The organism is Rhizobium sp. CB3090 (assembly GCF_029714285.1).
GTDB lineage: Bacteria > Pseudomonadota > Alphaproteobacteria > Rhizobiales > Rhizobiaceae > Rhizobium.
Genome location: NZ_CP121662.1, coordinates 3,556,111 through 3,573,791, shown reverse-complemented (window position 1 = coordinate 3,573,791; position 17,681 = coordinate 3,556,111). Strand labels below are relative to the sequence as shown.

General features: G+C 60.0%; 17 protein-coding genes and 1 tRNA gene. 11 read left to right on the top strand and 7 right to left on the bottom strand.

Annotation, left to right across the window (positions count from 1 at the left end):
• Positions 1–37: 37 nt before the first annotated feature.
• The 5 genes from rbfA to QA646_RS17110 all read left to right on the top strand — a co-directional run bounded on the left by rbfA (position 38) and on the right by QA646_RS17110 (position 5,762).
• Positions 38–457 (top strand): 30S ribosome-binding factor RbfA, encoded by a 420-nt coding sequence (rbfA, locus tag QA646_RS17130; protein WP_283056583.1) that lies wholly within the window; start codon positions 38–40, stop codon positions 455–457.
• Between the two features lie 13 nt (positions 458–470).
• Complete coding sequence (gene truB / locus QA646_RS17125; RefSeq protein ID WP_283056582.1) at positions 471–1,403, top strand: tRNA pseudouridine(55) synthase TruB; 933 nt, start codon at positions 471–473, stop codon at positions 1,401–1,403.
• A gap of 279 nt (positions 1,404–1,682) precedes the next feature.
• On the top strand, positions 1,683–1,952 hold the full coding sequence (gene rpsO, locus QA646_RS17120) for a 30S ribosomal protein S15 (protein ID WP_104821516.1): 270 nt from the start codon (positions 1,683–1,685) through the stop codon (positions 1,950–1,952).
• A 323-nt stretch (positions 1,953–2,275) separates the two neighbouring features.
• Positions 2,276–4,414: a polyribonucleotide nucleotidyltransferase gene (pnp, locus tag QA646_RS17115; protein ID WP_283058901.1), complete on the top strand. Its 2,139-nt coding sequence runs from the start codon at positions 2,276–2,278 to the stop codon at positions 4,412–4,414.
• Between the two features lie 331 nt (positions 4,415–4,745).
• A complete protein-coding gene (locus QA646_RS17110) occupies positions 4,746–5,762 on the top strand; it encodes a class I SAM-dependent methyltransferase (protein ID WP_283056581.1) in 1,017 nt (338 codons plus the stop codon).
• A gap of 256 nt (positions 5,763–6,018) precedes the next feature.
• Here the strand turns inward: QA646_RS17110 and fabI are convergent, their stop codons facing one another.
• The 3 genes from fabI to fabA are packed head-to-tail and all read right to left on the bottom strand — an operon-like array spanning position 6,019 to position 8,621.
• Positions 6,019–6,825 (bottom strand): enoyl-ACP reductase FabI, encoded by an 807-nt coding sequence (gene fabI, locus QA646_RS17105; protein WP_283056580.1) that lies wholly within the window; start codon positions 6,823–6,825, stop codon positions 6,019–6,021.
• 4 nt (positions 6,826–6,829) lie between these two features.
• A complete protein-coding gene (gene fabB / locus QA646_RS17100) occupies positions 6,830–8,053 on the bottom strand; it encodes a beta-ketoacyl-ACP synthase I (RefSeq protein ID WP_283056579.1) in 1,224 nt (407 codons plus the stop codon).
• 52 nt (positions 8,054–8,105) lie between these two features.
• A complete protein-coding gene (fabA, locus tag QA646_RS17095; protein ID WP_028754668.1) occupies positions 8,106–8,621 on the bottom strand; it encodes a 3-hydroxyacyl-[acyl-carrier-protein] dehydratase FabA in 516 nt (171 codons plus the stop codon).
• 298 nt (positions 8,622–8,919) lie between these two features.
• On the opposite strand from fabA, the gene irrA reads away from it, so the two are divergent.
• Entirely contained in the window at positions 8,920–9,339 is a 420-nt protein-coding gene (gene irrA / locus QA646_RS17090) for an iron response transcriptional regulator IrrA (protein ID WP_283056578.1), read from the top strand.
• Between the two features lie 61 nt (positions 9,340–9,400).
• Here irrA and QA646_RS17085 read toward each other — a convergent pair whose 3' ends face one another.
• The gene (locus QA646_RS17085) at positions 9,401–10,036 is read right to left on the bottom strand and encodes a trimeric intracellular cation channel family protein (RefSeq protein WP_283056577.1); all 636 of its coding nucleotides are present in this window, start codon (positions 10,034–10,036) and stop codon (positions 9,401–9,403) included.
• A 142-nt stretch (positions 10,037–10,178) separates the two neighbouring features.
• Between QA646_RS17085 and QA646_RS17080 the strand changes: the two genes are divergently transcribed.
• Positions 10,179–10,655 carry a hypothetical protein gene (locus QA646_RS17080; protein WP_283056576.1) on the top strand — a complete coding sequence of 159 codons (477 nt, stop codon included), beginning with the start codon at positions 10,179–10,181 and terminating at the stop codon, positions 10,653–10,655.
• A 53-nt stretch (positions 10,656–10,708) separates the two neighbouring features.
• On the opposite strand, the gene QA646_RS17075 is transcribed toward QA646_RS17080, so the two are convergent.
• Positions 10,709–11,500, bottom strand: a complete 792-nt coding sequence (locus tag QA646_RS17075) for a YdcF family protein (RefSeq protein WP_283056575.1) — start codon at positions 11,498–11,500, stop codon at positions 10,709–10,711.
• A 262-nt stretch (positions 11,501–11,762) separates the two neighbouring features.
• Here QA646_RS17075 and QA646_RS17070 point away from each other — a divergent pair, with 262 nt between their 5' ends.
• Positions 11,763–12,488 carry a DUF3800 domain-containing protein gene (locus tag QA646_RS17070; protein WP_283056574.1) on the top strand — a complete coding sequence of 242 codons (726 nt, stop codon included), beginning with the start codon at positions 11,763–11,765 and terminating at the stop codon, positions 12,486–12,488.
• Positions 12,489–12,805: 317 nt separating this feature from the next.
• On the opposite strand, the gene QA646_RS17065 is transcribed toward QA646_RS17070, so the two are convergent.
• Together QA646_RS17065 and QA646_RS17060 are read right to left on the bottom strand one after the other, a co-directional pair.
• Positions 12,806–12,881: transfer RNA gene (locus QA646_RS17065), tRNA-Ala, on the bottom strand.
• A 151-nt stretch (positions 12,882–13,032) separates the two neighbouring features.
• Positions 13,033–13,413, bottom strand: a complete 381-nt coding sequence (locus QA646_RS17060; RefSeq protein WP_283056573.1) for a TIGR02300 family protein — start codon at positions 13,411–13,413, stop codon at positions 13,033–13,035.
• A 272-nt stretch (positions 13,414–13,685) separates the two neighbouring features.
• On the opposite strand from QA646_RS17060, the gene aroA reads away from it, so the two are divergent.
• The 3 genes from aroA to rpsA all read left to right on the top strand — a co-directional run bounded on the left by aroA (position 13,686) and on the right by rpsA (position 17,574).
• Positions 13,686–15,053, top strand: a complete 1,368-nt coding sequence (gene aroA / locus QA646_RS17055; protein WP_283056572.1) for a 3-phosphoshikimate 1-carboxyvinyltransferase — start codon at positions 13,686–13,688, stop codon at positions 15,051–15,053.
• Positions 15,050–15,694 (top strand): (d)CMP kinase, encoded by a 645-nt coding sequence (gene cmk, locus QA646_RS17050; RefSeq protein WP_283056571.1) that lies wholly within the window; start codon positions 15,050–15,052, stop codon positions 15,692–15,694. Before aroA ends, cmk begins: the two co-directional genes overlap by 4 nt.
• 176 nt (positions 15,695–15,870) lie before the next feature.
• A complete protein-coding gene (gene rpsA / locus QA646_RS17045) occupies positions 15,871–17,574 on the top strand; it encodes a 30S ribosomal protein S1 (protein ID WP_028754676.1) in 1,704 nt (567 codons plus the stop codon).
• The last annotated feature ends 107 nt before the right edge of the window (positions 17,575–17,681 follow it).

Genomic DNA, 17,681 nt, shown 5'->3' with positions numbered 1-17,681 from the left:
TCCAGTCCGGCGCCCGAACCTTTTGGGATCAAGACAAATGGCAACAAGACCAACTTCTTCCGCGCCCTCGCAGCGCATGCTTCGCGTCGGCGAGCAGGTGCGCGCCGCGATCACCCAGGTTCTGCAGCGCGGCGAAGTGCGCGACGATCTGATCGAGCGCACCGTGATCTCCATTTCCGAAGTGCGCATGTCGCCGGATCTGAAGATCGCCACTGCCTATGTGACGCCGCTCGGCGTCGCCGATCATCAGATCGTCATCGAGACGCTCAATCGCCATGCGAAATTCATCCGCGGCCGTCTCGGACCGCAGCTTCGGCAGATGAAATACATGCCCGAAGTCCGCTTCCGCGACGATACCAGCTTCGACAATTACCAGAAAATCGATGCGCTGCTGCGCTCGCCGGAGGTCCAGCGCGATCTCGAAGATGGCGATACCGATACCGACAAAGATCGATAAACAGAGACAGAGAATGTCCAAACCACGCAAGCCCAAGGGCCGCCCGATTTCCGGCTGGCTGATCCTCGACAAGCCGGTGGACTTCGGCTCGACAGAGGCCGTTTCCAAGATCAAGTGGCTGTTTAAGGCGCAGAAAGCGGGCCATGCCGGCACGCTCGATCCGCTTGCCTCCGGCATGCTGCCGATCGCGCTTGGCGACGCCACCAAGACCGTTCCCTATGTCATGGACGGCCGGAAGATCTATGAATTCACCGTCACCTGGGGCGAGGAGCGCGCTACGGACGACCTCGAAGGCGAGGTAACCGAGACTTCCGACAAGCGTCCGAACGAAGAGGATATTCGCGCGCTGCTGCCGAAATATGCGGGCGTCATCCATCAGATCCCGCCACAGTTTTCCGCGATCAAGATCGCCGGCGAGCGCGCCTATGATCTCGCCCGTGACGGCGAAACGGTCGAAATTCCGTCGCGCGAAGTGGAAATTTTTCGCCTGACGCTGCTCGCCTGCCCCGACGCCAATACGGCGCATTTCGAAGTGGAATGCGGCAAGGGCACCTATGTCCGGGCGCTCGCCCGCGATTTCGGCCGCGACCTCGGCTGCTACGGCCATATTTCCGGCCTGCGCCGCAGCTTCGTCGCTCCCTTTGCCGAGGAGACGATGGTGCCGCTCGCCGATCTCGTCGCGCTTGAGGCGATCGAGGATGCGGACGAAAGGCTCGCCGCCCTGGACGCCTTGTTGATCGATACGGCGGAAGCGCTGTCGGCGCTACCGCATCTCGTGATCAACGATGACCAGGCACACCGCCTGAAAATGGGCAACCCTATCCTCGTGCGTGGACGCGATGCACCGGTTGCCGAGAGCGAGGCCTATGCCACGGCACGCGGCAAGCTGATCGCCATCGGCGAGATCGGCCAGGGCGAATTCCGGCCGAAGCGGGTTTTTGGATGAGTTTTCCCTTCTCCCCTCGGGGAAAAGGTGCCCGAAGGGCGGATGAGGGGGAGTTGCGGGAAACCAACCGTCGCCTTACGGTGCATTGCCCCCTCAACCCGGGCTCCGCCCGACCTTCTCCCCGCTGGGGCGAAGGTAAAACTGAGTCTCTTCCCTTTACCCCCCAAATAGTCTATAGGCAGCGCCAGCATCGGGCCTGCCCGATTGCATTCGCGGCCAATGCTGGACGACATCCCGGCGTTTGGCGACATTATTTCCTCTCATAGAAAGGACCATCCGATGTCGATTACTGCTGAGCGCAAGGCTGCGCTGATCAAGGAATACGCTACCGCCGAAGGCGACACCGGTTCTCCGGAAGTCCAGGTTGCGATCCTGACCGAGCGCATCAACAACCTCACCAACCACTTCAAGGACCACAAGAAGGACAATCACTCCCGCCGTGGCCTCCTGACGATGGTTTCCAGCCGGCGCTCGCTTCTTGACTACCTCAAGAAGAAGGACGAAGGCCGTTATACCAAGCTGATCTCCAGCCTCGGTATCCGTCGCTAATCAAATTTCCGGCGGGCGTTCGCACGAACGTCCGCCGGATGCTTATGAAGGGTTTGAAACCCGTCAGACTTGTTTCCGTCGCGCTCTTCGTTTGCGCGAAGTGAGACAGCCGGCAGGCCGGATGGGCCGGTTCTGCCAACACCAACCGTTGACCTGTCATGGGGCAGGATTGCCGGATGCTTTCAGCCGAAGCTTCATGCTTCGGCCGATCTTCGAAAGCCTCTCGTTGTCTTGCCCGTGATGCGTCACATTTCCTGCGGTTGAAGATGCGCCTTGCCGATATGGACGACGGCGCCTTTTCCCGCACCACGCAAGGACAAGATATGTTCGATATCCATACCGTCGAAATCGAGTGGGCAGGCCGCCCCCTGAAGCTCGAGACCGGCAAGATCGCCCGCCAGGCCGATGGTGCCGTCATCGCCACCTACGGCGAAACCGTCGTTCTCGCCACCGTCGTTTCCGCCAAGTCGCCGAAGCCGGGCCAGGATTTCTTCCCGCTCACCGTCAACTACCAGGAAAAGACCTACGCAGCCGGCAAGATTCCCGGCGGCTATTTCAAGCGCGAAGGACGCCCGAGCGAAAACGAAACCCTCGTTTCCCGCCTGATCGACCGTCCGATCCGCCCGCTTTTCCCGGAAGGCTACAAGAACGACACGCAGGTTGTCGTCACCGTCATCCAGCATGACCTCGAAAACGATCCGGACGTGCTGTCCATGGTCGCCACCTCGGCTGCCCTGACGCTGTCGGGGATTCCGTTCATGGGCCCGATCGGCGGCGCCCGCGTCGGCTACATCAACGGCGAATACGTGCTCAACCCGCATCTCGACGAGATGGACGAATCGAGCCTCGACCTCGTCGTCGCCGGCACACAGGAAGCCGTCCTGATGGTCGAATCCGAGGCCAAGGAACTGCCGGAAGACGTCATGCTCGGCGCCGTCATGTTCGGCCATCGCGGCTTCCAGCCGGTGATCGACGCGATCATCAAGCTCGCCGAAGTTGCCGCCAAGGAACCGCGCGATTTCACGCCGGACGATTTCTCTGAACTCGAAACCGAAATGCTCGGCCTTGCCGAAGCCGAACTGCGCGAAGCCTACAAGATCACCCAGAAGGCCGATCGCTACGCCGCCGTCGACGCCGTCAAGGCCAAGGTGAAGGCACACTTCCTGCCGGCTGAAGGCGAAGCCAGGTACACGGCCGAAGAAGTCGGCGCCATCTTCAAGCACCTGCAGGCGAAGATCGTTCGCTGGAACATCCTCGACACGTCCAGCCGCATCGACGGCCGTGACCTGCAGACGGTCCGCCCGATCGTTGCCGAAGTCGGCCTGCTGCCGCGCACGCACGGTTCCGCCCTCTTCACCCGCGGCGAAACGCAGGCAGTTGTCGTTGCCACCCTCGGCACCGGCGAAGACGAGCAGTATGTCGACAGCCTGACCGGCATGTATAAAGAAAACTTCATGCTGCACTACAACTTCCCGCCCTACTCGGTCGGCGAAACCGGTCGGATGGGTTCTCCGGGTCGCCGCGAAATCGGCCATGGCAAGCTCGCATGGCGCGCCATCCACCCGATGCTGCCGTCGGCAGAGCAGTTCCCCTACACGCTGCGCGTGGTCTCGGAAATCACCGAGTCCAACGGCTCCTCCTCGATGGCGACCGTTTGCGGCACCTCGTTGGCGCTGATGGATGCCGGCGTGCCGCTCGCAAAGCCGGTTGCCGGTATTGCCATGGGCCTGATCAAGGAAGAAGAGCGCTTCGCTGTTCTCTCCGACATCCTGGGTGACGAAGACCACCTCGGCGACATGGACTTCAAGGTCGCCGGCACGGAAGCTGGCATCACCTCGCTGCAGATGGACATCAAGATCGACGGTATCACCGAAGAGATCATGAAGGTGGCCCTCAACCAGGCGAAGGGCGGCCGTCTGCACATCCTCGGCGAAATGGCCAAGGCCATCTCCGAAAGCCGCGGCCAGCTCGGCGAATTCGCACCGCGCATCGAAGTCATGAACATCCCGGTCGACAAGATCCGTGAAGTCATCGGCTCCGGCGGCAAGGTCATCCGCGAAATCGTCGAAAAGACCGGCGCCAAGATCAACATCGAAGACGACGGCACCGTCAAGATCGCCTCGTCCTCCGGCAAGGAAATCGAAGCGGCCCGCAAGTGGATCCACTCGATCGTTGCTGAACCGGAAGTCGGTCAGATCTACGAAGGCACTGTTGTCAAGACTGCCGATTTCGGTGCTTTCGTCAACTTCTTCGGCGCCCGCGACGGCCTCGTCCACATCTCGCAGCTCGCCTCCGAGCGCGTTGCCAAGACGACCGACGTCGTCAAGGAAGGCGACAAGGTCTGGGTCAAGCTGCTCGGCTTCGACGAGCGCGGCAAGGTCCGCCTGTCCATGAAGGTTGTCGACCAGACGACCGGCCAGGAAATCGTTGCCGACAAGAAGAAGGACGACGCGGCCGAATAAGCCGCGCCTTCATCCACGTTTCGGGGCGCGGGATTTTTCCGCGCCCTTTTTATATCGTTTCTGTCAGGCGTGTTTGGCGTACCCCTGCGAAAACCCCTCCCCAACCCTCCCCACAAGGGGGAGGGGCTCTAGGCCGCACCTTTTGCGGCATAGGCTCGACCTCTAAAATAGAAGCACTATGCTTCGACATTGCAGAGTGATCTCGTTTTCATGGAGGGGCGTCCGCAAGTTAGCCCCCTCCCCCTTGTGGGGAGGGTTGGGGAGGGGTCTTCGTCTCAAAACCGGACTCGCTTGACAGGTAATCTCTATTTTCACTAACGAGACCACGCCCATGAGCCGCGATGCCTTGAAGACCCTGTTCCATCCCTTTGCTTCCGGCACAGTCGACGCGCCTGGAGAGGGTCAGCGGATGCTTTTTCTCGGCGCGGAAGCGGGCTTTGCGCTGCCGGGCGATTTTGCCGCCGAGCTTTCCGCCGTCCAGGGTTTCCGCCCGTTCTATCGCCAACTGCAGGCGCAGCGCGTCAACGTGACGCCGGAGATCGAGGGTAGCGACTATGACGGCGCGCTGGTGCTCTGCACCAAGCACAAGGGCGAGAACGAAGCCCATATTGCCGAGGCGCTGACGCGCGTGAAGGCGGGCGGGCTGATCGTCGTCGCCGGCGGCAAGGAAGACGGCATTCAGCCGCTGCGCAAGCGCATCGAAGGTTTTGGCCTGGATGTCGAGCACATGCCGAAATACCACGGCGTCGCCTTCTGGTTTACGCGTCCGGCCGACACAGGCGTGCTGACAACGCAACTGGCGAAACCCGCTGCGCGCATCGACGGCCGGTTCACCACTGCTGCCGGCATGTTCTCGCATGATCGCATCGACGCCGGCTCCGAACTGCTGTCATCGCGCCTGCCGACCGATTTTTCCGGCGACGCCGCCGATTTCGGCGCTGGCTGGGGCTATCTCTCCGTGGAACTGGCGACCAGATCGCCGCGGATTGCCCGCCTGGACCTCTACGAGGCCCACTACGCCGCATTGGAGGCCGCCCGCGCCAATCTCCTGGAAAACTGCCCGCAGGTCGCCCAGCGCTTCTTCTGGCACGATCTGGCAAGCGAGCCGGTCAAGGACAAATACGATCTGGTGATCATGAACCCGCCCTTCCACGAGGGCCATGCCGCCGAGCCTTCGCTCGGCCAGGCAATGATCAAGACGGCATCCTCAGCCCTGCGCGGCGGCGGCCGCCTGATGCTGGTCGCCAATCGCGGCCTGCCCTACGAGCCGGTGCTGGCCGAAAATTTCCGCGAGCACGGCGAGACCTGCCGCAATGCACGCTTCAAGGTGCTGTGGGCGAAAAAATAGCGGAATCGGGTTTGTGTGTACGGCATAGCAACCCGAAAGTCCGCTATGCCTGCGCTTTCTTCATCCCTTCCTGATCAAGAATGGCATAGGCCATTTGTCGCCCCAGATCCCGTTGAGCGATCGTTTTCGATCCGATGCGCCCCGCGGCGCAGACCAAACCGGACCTCCGCCAAAAGCTTAGGGCCGCTCGCGGCGGCCCTGAGACGTTACAGAATTTGCTATCGAGGCGATAGGTTCGGCACTCGAATGCCGGAGCTTACTCGGTGTCCGCGCTCGACAGCGTTTCCAACGTCGGCATCGAGGTGATGTTGTAGCCGGCATCGACGAAGTGGATTTCGCCGGTGACGCCTGCCGATAGGTCGGACAGGAGATAGAGCGACGATGAGCCGACATTGTCGATGGTGACCGACTTGCGCAGCGGCGCGTTGCGCTGGTTCCACGAGAGGATGGCGCGGGCGTCGGAAATGCCGGCGCCGGCGAGCGTGCGGATCGGACCGGCGGAAATGGCGTTGACGCGGATGCCGCGCGGGCCGTAATCGGCGGCGAGATAGCGCACGGAGGCTTCCAGAGCCGCCTTGGCGACACCCATGACGTTGTAGTTCGGGATGACGCGCGTCGAGCCGTTATAGGTCAGCGTCAGCATGCTGCCGCCTTCGACCATCAGGTCGGCGGCGCGCTTGGCGATCTCGGTGAAGGAGAAGCAGGAGATCACCATGGTGCGGGTGAAATTGTCCCGCGTGGTGTTGGCATAGAGCCCCTTCAGCTCGGCCTTGTCGGAAAAGCCGATAGCATGGACGATGAAGTCCAGTCTCCCCCAGCGTTCCTTGATCTGGTCGAAGACGGAATCGACAGAAGCGATATCCTCGACATCGCAAGGCAGAAGAAAATCGGAGCCGACTTCGGCGGCGAGCGGCTTGACGCGCTTGCCGAGCGCTTCGCCCTGGAATGTGAAAGCCAATTCCGCGCCTTCGGCTGCAAGCGCCTTTGAAATACCCCAGGCAATCGAGTGATTGTTTGCGACGCCCATGATGAGGCCGCGCTTACCCTGCATGATTCCCGTCATTGCTTTATCCGTTATAGCGCTGGAAGACGAGCGTGGCGTTGGTGCCGCCGAAGCCGAAGGAATTGGAAAGAGCGATGTCGATCTTGGCATCGTCGATGCGTTTGCGCACGATCGGCACACCTTCGAATTCCGGGTCGAGTTCGGTGATATGAGCGCTTTCGCCGATGAAGCGCTCCTGCATCATCAGGATCGAATAGATCGATTCCTGCACGCCGGCTGCGCCGAGCGAATGGCCCGTCAGCGACTTGGTCGACTGGATCGGCGGGATCTTGGCTCCGAACACCTCGCGAATGGCGCCGATTTCCTTGCTGTCGCCGACCGGCGTCGAGGTGCCGTGGGTGTTGATGTAGTCGATATCGCCCTTCACGGTCGCGAGCGCCTGGCGCATGCAACGCACAGCCCCCTCGCCCGACGGCGCGACCATGTCGTAGCCGTCCGAAGTGGCGCCATAGCCGACGATCTCGGCATAGATCTTGGCGCCGCGCGCCTTGGCGTGTTCCAGTTCCTCTAGCACCAATACGCCGGCACCGCCGGCGATGACGAAGCCGTCGCGATTGGCATCATAGGCGCGGGAGGCGGCTTCCGGATGATCCTCGTTGAACTTGGACGACATGGCGCCCATGGCGTCGAAGAGGTTCGACATCGTCCAGTCGAGGTCTTCATGGCCGCCGGCGAACATGACGTCCTGCTTGCCCCATTGGATCATCTCGGCGGCGTTGCCGATGCAATGCGCCGAGGTCGAGCAGGCAGACGAGATGGAGTAGTTGACGCCGTGGATCTTGAACCAGGTGGCGAGCGTCGCCGATGCCGTCGACGACATCGATTTCGGCACGGCAAAGGGACCGATGCGCTTCGGGCTGTTGTTCTTGCGGGTGATATCGGCGGCTTCAATCAACGTGCGGGTCGACGGGCCACCGGAACCCATGATGATACCGGTGCGATCATTGGTGATGTCGCTCTCTTCGAGACCGCTGTCGGCGATCGCCTGCTTCATAGCGACATGGTTCCATGCGCCGCCCTGCGACAGGAAGCGCATGGCGCGGCGGTCGACCAGATCCGTCGTATCGATCTTCGGCGAACCCCAGACCTGGCACTTGAAACCGTGTTCGGCGAAATCGGAGGAGAAAGAAATGCCCGACTTGGCTTCGCGCAACGAGGCGGTGACTTCCTGCGCATCGTTTCCAATCGAAGAGACAATACCAAGACCCGTAACTACTACCCGTCTCATGTCGATGACCTTTTCTAAAAGCTCTGTCTTTGTGGGGCGGCCATGCCGCAGCTCAGGCAGTCTTGTCTTTTGACAGTCCTACGCGCAGGTCTGTCGCCTGATAAATGACCTCGCCATCGGCCTTCAGCCAGCCGTCGGCGGTGCCGAGCACGAGGCGGCCGCGCATGACGCGCTTGAAGTCGATGCCGTATTCGAGAAGCTTCGTATCCGGACGGACCATGCCCTTGAACTTCACCTCGCCGGTGGAAAGCGCCATGCCACGGCCGGGCTCGCCGAGCCAGCCGAGGAAGAAGCCGGTCAGCTGCCACATGCCGTCCAGGCCGAGGCAGCCCGGCATGATCGGATTGCCGGCAAAATGGCAGGGGAAGTACCAGTCGTCGGGACGCACGTCGTATTCGGCGCGAATGTAGCCCTTGTCGAAGGCGCCACCGGTTTCGGAAATATCTGTAATGCGATGGACCATCAGCATCGGCGGCAGGGGAAGCTGCGCATTGCCCGGGCCGAACAGTTCGCCGCGGCCGCAGGCCAGGATTTCCTCATAGTTGAAGCTGGATTGTCTCGTCGTCATAAAGTTCCGTTTCCCCCGCGCAAATGCCGATTGATGTGAAGCTTTAGTGCAAGATCGACAGAAAATGAAGCGCAAGCATGATGCTCGCATTCCATCGCCCCATCGGACACACTTCACTGTTATGTGGTGGTCGCATACAGGAAGGCCAGGGTTGCTACCAGAGGCAAATGCGCCAAGAACCTTCTTTTTACGGCTTTTGGCCGCCTTCCCACCCCATCGAAACTATTGAAAGCAATCCAGGCAAAAGTTATATGGCTTAGTAAAGATTTATAGAGATCAGGAATCCGGAGTTCCCTGAATGGCGGAAGAGGCCGAAATCGCGATCGAAACCAGGCTGCGCGGCGTGGGCCTGAGACCGACCCGGCAACGCGTCGCACTCGGCGACCTTCTTTTCGCCAAGGGCGACCGCCACCTGACCGTCGAGGAACTACACGAAGAGGCTGTTGCGGCCGGCGTGCCGGTTTCGCTCGCCACCGTCTATAACACGCTGCATCAGTTCACCGAGGCCGGCCTGATCCGCGTACTCGCCGTCGAAAGCACCAAGACCTATTTCGACACCAACGTGTCCGATCACCACCACTTCTTCATCGAAGGCCAGAACGAAGTGTTGGATATTCCGATCAGCAATCTGTCGATCGGCAATCTGCCGGAACCGCCGAAGGGCATGGAAATCGCCCATGTCGACGTCGTCATCCGCCTGCGCCGCAAGCAGCAGTAGACAGTAGAATTGTCTTCCGGCCGTTTGCTATTACCTATTGCCTAGTTCCTATTGCCTCCAATTACATCACATCGTCGGGATGGCGGCCGGGCTTATGATGGTAGGTCGGGAAGGTCCAGCCGAACCAGAGCGCGCCGCCGCGTACGACGAAGGCTGCGGTGACGCCAAGTGCCGCGGAGGCATAGAGCGGCATGGTAGTGGCATTGGCAGCGGTGAAGACGCCGGCGCCGACGAGCGCTGCAGTCACATAGATTTCCGGCCGCAGCAGCACCGAGGGCTCGTTCGCCAGGAGATCGCGCAGGATGCCGCCGAAAGTCGCCGTCAGCGCGCCGGTGACGATCGCGACCGTCGGCGAGCCCGTCGCCGCCATGCCCTTGGCCGCGCCCATGACGCAATAGGCGGACAGTCCGACCGCATCGAGCCAGATCAACAGCCGATAGCGCGATTCGAACAGATGCGCGGTGAAGAAGACCAGCACGCCGGCAATGGCACAGATGATGATATAGGTCGGGTTCTGTACCCAGAAGACCGGCACGCGGCCGAGGATGATATCCCTGAGCGTACCGCCACCGATGCCGGTAACCGCCGCGAGAAACAGGAAGCCGATCAGATCGAGCTGCTTGCGCGAGGCCGACAGCGCGCCGGTCGCGGCAAAGAGGGCAACGCCAGCATAGTCGAGAAACGAAAGAAGCGACATTCGAGGCTCCAGGAGAGTGCCGGCGCGATTTTCGGCGAAGTGAATCACGGCGGCAAGGGCCGCGCAAGCAGGCAGGCGTAAAGATGTCCGAGCGGTCGCGGAACCCTGCGGCCGTCCCAGCGCTTTCAAGAGGAAATGCCCGGTGAAATCTCTGCTGATCGTGATCCTCAATCTCATCGCGCTCGTGATCATGCCCGTCGTGGCGCAAGCGCAGCAATCGCTCGTGCAAGATCCGGTGGCCTTCGAGAAGGAACACTTTACCAAGCGTTGCGGCGGTCAGGCGAGCTTCGGCGACGGCTTTGCTACGGAGCGGGACATCAACAACGACTCGCTGACCGACCTCGTCGTCAACGAGGGCGAGATCACCTGCAAAGGGGAAAAGGGGCCCGACTGCACCGATGAGGGCTGCCCCTACAACTTCTACATCCATGTCGCCGAGGGCGGTTATATCCTGGTCGCCACGGCGCACATCTATGGCTACGATTTCATCCAGCGCTTCGGCAACATGGTGCTGGTCATGAAAATGCACCCGCACTTCTGCGACCGCACCGAGGGCGACCCGTGTGAAATCACCGTCCGCGTCCGCGGCGTGAAATTCGTCACAGTCGCGAAAAAGTAGGTGCTTTCGCCCCAAAAGGTCCGACCCATGGTTATGGGCCGGGGACCACGTGGTTACGGGCTGGGATAAAGCGCCGAGGTGCGGCCGGCGGCGTAGTAGCCGACAAGACCGATCCATTCGCGGACGCCAGTCGCCAACAACTGCGCGTTCAGCGACGGCTGGGTGAAATCGAAACCCAGCATTTCCTTGCCCGTGCTGCGATAATCGACCGGCCAGGGGACGACATCGATACCCTGCTTGCGGAAAATGCCCATGGAGCGCGGCATGTGGAAGCCGGACGTGATCAGCAGGCAGCCGGAAAGACTGTTCTGAGCGAGAAGCTGCTTGGTGTTGACGGCATTCTCAAACGTGGTGCGCGAGGTCGTGTCCTCGACAAGCCGGTCCTTCGGAATGCCGAGCGCGACAAAGAAGCGCTCGGAAATGACCGCATCCCCCTCGTACTTGCCACTGATCGAGCCATCACCGCCGGAGACGACGATGCGCGCCTCCGGAAACTTCTGCGCCAGCCGCAACGTCTCGACGAGACGATCTCCAGCCGAATCCATCTCATACCCACCCCGCGCCGTCGTCACCTCGTTCTGCGTAGCACCGCCGAGAACGATCATGCACTTGAGATCGGCAGGATCAGAAGTCGGATGCGGAAACCGCTCCTCCAGCCCCTGAACGATATAGGCGCCGACGGTCGTATAAAGCGCGACGAACAGGATCAGGACCGACAGCAGGGAGGAGACGATCGCAATGAAGCGCCTGCGAACAAGGCTGCCGATCAGCGCCAATACGCCGAAGAAAAACGCTAGTGACAGCGGCTGACCAAAAATCCAGACCAGTTTGGAAAAAACGAACAAGATACATCCTCGGGCGTGTCGAGCTGGAGCTCTTGAGAGCAACGGCAGAAAACGATTCGTTTTTTCCTAGCAGATTTTTGTGCGCTGCAATGTGGCTATGATGCGCGATTGCAATGTTTGTGCGCAGGTCACATCTTTTGGTACGGGAGATTATGAAATCGCCAGCGTCATAGTAGAGTCTGAGTGAAGTGGCTGATTCGAAGGTGCTTTGTTGGAGTTTGGCGAATACATTGTGTACGTCGATGAAAGTGGCGACCACAGCATGACGTCAATCGACGAGAATTACCCAATATTCTCGCTGGCATTTTGTGTTTTCAAGAAGGCTGATTATGTGCGCATCGCTGTTCCTGCGATGCAGGAGTTTAAGTTCAGGTGGTTCGGGCACGACACCGTCGTCATGCATGAAGCTGATATTGTGAAAAGACGAGGCCCTTTTCATTTCCTTCAATATGACAAGATTCGATCGCGCTTCATGGATGACCTTACTGAGGTTATCGAGCGCATGCCTATGACGGTCATCGCGTCTGTCATTCGAAAGGAGAACTTGAAGCGAAAGTACACGCGCCCTGACAATCCCTATCAGCTCGGTCTGTTGTTTTGCATGGAAAAGACGCACGCCTTCATCAAGCACAACGGCAACCACGAGCAACAGTGTCATATCGTCTGTGAGTCGCGTAGCCCCCGGGAGAAGGCTGGCCAAGGCAAGGAAGATGCCGCTCTCGAGCTTGAGTTCCGCCGAATCGCGGCGGGAGACCATTATCTGCAAGGTGGAAAGGAAGATTCCAAGATGCCTTGCTTCGATATAGTCTTTGCATCCAAGCTGGCAAATTCCACTGGTCTGCAGATCGCGGATCTCATAGCGCGGCCAATAGGTTTGCGGATTTTAAGAGGCGGCCAGCCGAACCGGGCCTTCGATGTGATTAGCGGAAAACTTTGGAGGGGGCCTCTGGGCAGGAGCCAAGCCTTTGGCTTGAAAGTGTTTCCCTAAAAAGCGAAAGGCCCCGGTAAACCGAGGCCACAACGCCGACCAGGAACGAACCCCAATCCATTTATCTATAGTGTAGCTAGTTTTTGCGAAAAATCAAGTAGATTCAATCGCTTGATAGAATTTTTGGTTAAGTACATGTAAAGACTCCGCTATCCGCGTGAGTGAAGACGGATTGAGGTGCTAGCTCTGCCATGAGCCTCACCTTCCAAAAGCAAATTTCAAGCCGAAATCGGGAGCGCCCTTTCGGGCCAAAAGCTCCGCACAGCAGCAGGGATTTAACAACCCTCTCAAGCAACCGAAAATTCTGAAAAATCTTTTGGTGGAGCTAAGCGGGATCGAACCGCTGACCTCTTGCATGCCATGCAAGCGCTCTCCCAGCTGAGCTATAGCCCCATCAAGGTGGTGCCGGTTGACCGGCCCTGGGTCCCTTCCGAGCGCTTCGCCCGTCGGGGTGGCGGCTTATTACTTCTGGTTTTTGCAGATAGCAAGCCGAAATTTTCGGCCCGGAAAATTTTTCTTGTTCACCGGGCCGATTGTTCGCAAATCAAACGTCGTCGTCGTCGCCGGTAACGCCGATGATGTCGCTCATGTCGTCGTCATCTTCATCTTCGTCGGCTTCGAGGAAGGTGTCGTCGTCATCGTCGCCGATTTCGACATCGTCATCGCCGATATCCGGGATATCGTCGCCAGCAGCAGTCTCGTCGGCGTCTTCGAGCGACACGAGCTCGACTTCCGTGTTTTCGGTATCGACTTCAGCCACTTCGTCCTCTTCCGGAACTTCCTTGGAAGCGGAGGTCTCCTCGAAGAAGGACAAGGGCCAGGATTTGCCGGTATAGGGCGAGACGACCGGGTCCCGGTTCAAGTCATAGAACTTCTTGCCGGTATCTGGATCGGTACGTTTTGTTCCAAGTTCCGCTTTCGCCACTGTCAAAGCCTCATGAATGGCCGAATAAAGATTCGGCAATGCCGGAGAAACCGGCGTTTTAAGGGAAATATCAGCCGGTCCCCTTAATCGTTGCGGCTCTTTCTGTCAAAGCCAAACTTTATATACGCCGGCACTGGTTTTCCCGGCATTCCGGGATGACCGGGCAGCGGGTCTGTGGTAACGAGCAAGCGTGAACCGCAGGTCAGTTGGCGCAACAGGAGCTAAGCCAGCGATAATGCGGCGTAAATAACGGCATCGCAAAGGAATTGCCCATGCCGCACGACATTCATCCGCGGCCCGCGACGGCGCGCCGCTCGACCAATCTTTCCGGCACCGTCCGCGTTCCCGGCGACAAATCCATTTCTCATCGCGCCCTCATGTTCGGCGGCCTGGCCTCAGGCGAAACCCGCATCACCGGCCTGCTCGAAGGCGAGGATGTGCTCAACACGGGCAAGGCCACGCAAGCCATGGGCGCCAAGATCGAGAAGATCGGGACCGAATGGATCATCCGGGGCGTCGGCAACGGCGCGCTGCTTGCCCCGGAAGCGCCGCTCGATTTCGGCAATGCCGGCACCGGCAGCCGCCTGACCATGGGCCTCGTCGGCGTCTATGACTTCGAATCCACCTTTATCGGTGACGCCTCGCTTTCCAAGCGGCCGATGGGCCGCATCCTGGATCCGCTGCGGCAGATGGGCGTGCAGGTCAGATCCAGCGAAGGCGACCGGCTGCCGGTGACCCTGCATGGGCCGGAGACAGCCAGCCCGATAACCTATCGTGTGCCGATGGCTTCGGCGCAGGTCAAATCCGCGGTGCTGCTCGCCGGCCTCAATGCGCCGGGGATCACCACCGTCATCGAGCCGGTCATGACCCGCGACCATACCGAGAAGATGCTGGCCGGCTTCGGCGCCGATCTTTCGGTCGAGACCGATCGGGACGGCGTGCGCACCATCCGCCTTCAGGGCCAGGGCAAGCTTTCCGGCCAGATCATCGACGTTCCCGGCGATCCCTCCTCGACGGCCTTTCCGCTGGTCGCCGCGCTGATCGTTCCCGGCTCGGATATCACCATCCGCAACGTGCTGATGAACCCGACCCGCACCGGTCTGATCCTGACGCTGCGGGAAATGGGCGGCGATATCGAGGTTCTCGACAGACGCCTTGCCGGCGGCGAGGATGTCGCGGATCTCCGCGTGCGCTCCTCAGCGCTCAAAGGCGTCACCGTGCCAGCCGAGCGTGCACCGTCGATGATCGACGAATATCCGGTGCTCGCCGTCGCGGCCGCATTCGCCGAGGGCACGACGATCATGCTTGGGCTGGAGGAGTTGCGGGTCAAGGAATCCGACCGGCTCTCGGCGGTTGCGGAAGGGCTGGCGCGCAATGGCGTCGATTGCACCGAAGGCAGGGATTCGCTGACGGTGCGCGGAAGGCCGGACGGGAAAGGTCTCGGCAACGCTCGCGGCAGCCAGGTCAAGACTCATCTCGATCACCGCATTGCCATGAGCTTCCTTGTAATGGGGCTCGCCTCGGAACATTCAGTTGCGGTAGATGATTCCGCCATGATCGCCACCAGCTTTCCCGAGTTTTTCGATCTGATGGCGAAGCTTGGCGCCAATATGGAAGTGGAAGGACGCATAGGTCAGTGACGACACCGTTTACAATCGCCATCGACGGACCCGCTGCGGCAGGCAAGGGAACCTTGTCGCGCCGGATCGCCGAGGAATATGGTTTTCACCATCTCGATACCGGCCTGACCTATCGGGCAACGGCCAAGGCCCTGCTCGATGCCGGCCTGCCGTTGGACGACGAGACGGTTGCCGAGACGATGGCGCGCAAGGTCGATCTTTCCGGGCTCGACCGCTCGGTGCTCTCGAAGCACGAGATCGGCGAGGCGGCATCGAAGATCGCCCTCATGCCAGCCGTGCGCCGCGCGTTGGTCGAGGCGCAGCGGACTTTTTCGCTGAGGGAGCCCGGCACGGTTTTGGATGGGCGCGATATCGGCACCGTCGTCTGCCCGGATGCGCCGGTGAAAATCTATGTCACGGCATCGGCGGATGTCCGGGCAAAACGGCGCTATGACGAAATCGTCAATGCCGGCGGCAGCGCCGATTATGCGGCGATTTTCGAGGACGTGAAACGGCGCGACGAGCGGGATATGGGCCGCGCCGACAGCCCTTTGCGACCAGCGGAAGACGCGTACTTGCTTGATACCTCAGAAATGAGTATAGAAGCGGCGTTTCAGACGGCAAAATCGATCATCGACGCCGGTCTGAGCCGAAATGCCTGAAAATGCGAGCGGCCTTCGCGTGCTTTGCGCACGAAGCCGCTGATTTAAAAGCCTGACATTCCGTCCAAGCGCCGGATAGCTTTCCCAAGGGGAGGCGGACGGATGCGGGCTTGTTCAACACGAACCACCGGCGCATCAGTGTCCTCAATCCTGATTGAGACACGCCAGGAGATTTTATGTCTGTAACTTCCCCCTCTCGCGAAGATTTCGCAGCCCTTCTCGAAGAATCCTTTGCCAAGAACGATCTGGCTGAAGGCTATGTCACCAAGGGCATCATCACCGGCATCGAAAAGGATGTCGCCGTTGTGGACGTCGGCCTCAAGGTCGAAGGCCGCATCGCGCTGAAGGAATTCGGTGCACGTGCCAAGGACGGCACGCTCAAGGTTGGCGATGAAGTCGAAGTCTATGTCGAGCGCATCGAAAACGCGCTTGGCGAAGCTGTTCTGTCGCGCGAAAAGGCTCGCCGCGAAGAAAGCTGGATCAAGCTCGAAGCCAAGTTCGAAGCTGGCGAACGCGTCGAAGGCGTCATCTTCAACCAGGTCAAGGGCGGTTTCACCGTCGATCTGGATGGCGCTATCGCCTTCCTGCCGCGCTCTCAGGTCGACATCCGTCCGATCCGCGACGTCACGCCGCTGATGCACAACCCGCAGCCCTTCGAAATCCTCAAGATGGACAAGCGCCGCGGCAACATCGTCGTTTCGCGTCGTACGGTTCTGGAAGAGTCCCGTGCCGAGCAGCGTTCTGAAATCGTTCAGAACCTCGAAGAAGGCCAGGTTGTTGACGGCGTCGTCAAGAACATCACCGATTACGGTGCGTTCGTTGACCTCGGCGGCATCGACGGCCTGCTGCACGTCACCGACATGGCATGGCGCCGTGTGAACCATCCGTCGGAAATCCTGTCCATCGGCCAGCAGGTCAAGGTACAGATCATCCGCATCAACCAGGAAACCCACCGCATCTCGCTCGGCATGAAGCAGCTCGAGAGCGATCCGTGGGATGGCATCCAGGCCAAGTATCCGGAAGGCAAGAAGATCTCCGGTACGGTTACGAACATCACCGACTACGGTGCGTTCGTCGAGCTGGAGCCGGGCATCGAAGGCCTCATCCACATCTCGGAAATGTCCTGGACCAAGAAGAACGTTCACCCCGGCAAGATCCTGTCCACGAGCCAGGAAGTCGAAGTTGTCGTTCTCGAAGTCGATCCGACCAAGCGTCGTATCTCGCTCGGCCTGAAGCAGACGCTGGAAAATCCGTGGGCAGCATTCGCCCGCAACCATCCGGCTGGCACCGAAGTCGAAGGCGAAGTCAAGAACAAGACCGAATTCGGCCTGTTCATCGGCCTCGACGGCGATGTGGACGGCATGGTGCACCTCTCCGACCTCGACTGGAACCGTCCGGGCGAGCAGGTCATCGAAGAGTACAACAAGGGTGATGTCGTCAAGGCCGTCGTTCTCGACGTCGATGTCGACAAGGAACGCATCTCGCTCGGCATCAAGCAGCTCGGCAAGGATGCAGTCGGCGAAGCCGCTGCTTCCGGCGAACTGCGCAAGAATGCCGTCGTTTCGGCTGAAGTCATCGCCATCAACGATGGCGGCATCGAAGTGAAGCTCGTCAACCACGACGACATCACCTCCTTCATCCGCCGCGCCGACCTGTCGCGTGATCGCGACGAGCAGCGTCCGGAGCGTTTCTCGGTCGGTCAGACCGTCGACGCCCGCGTCACCAACTTCTCCAAGAAGGACCGCAAGATCATGCTGTCCATCAAGGCTCTGGAAATCGCAGAAGAGAAGGAAGCAGTCGCTCAGTTCGGTTCGTCCGACTCCGGCGCTTCGCTCGGCGACATCCTGGGTGCGGCTCTGAAGAACCGCAACGCCGAATAATCTTCGGTTGAAGCCTTAGAGATAAAGAGACCCGCCGGATCGCTCCGGCGGGCTTTTGTTTGGCGCTGCCTCAAGGTTCAAAGATCAGAGCCCTCTTTATGCGCTCA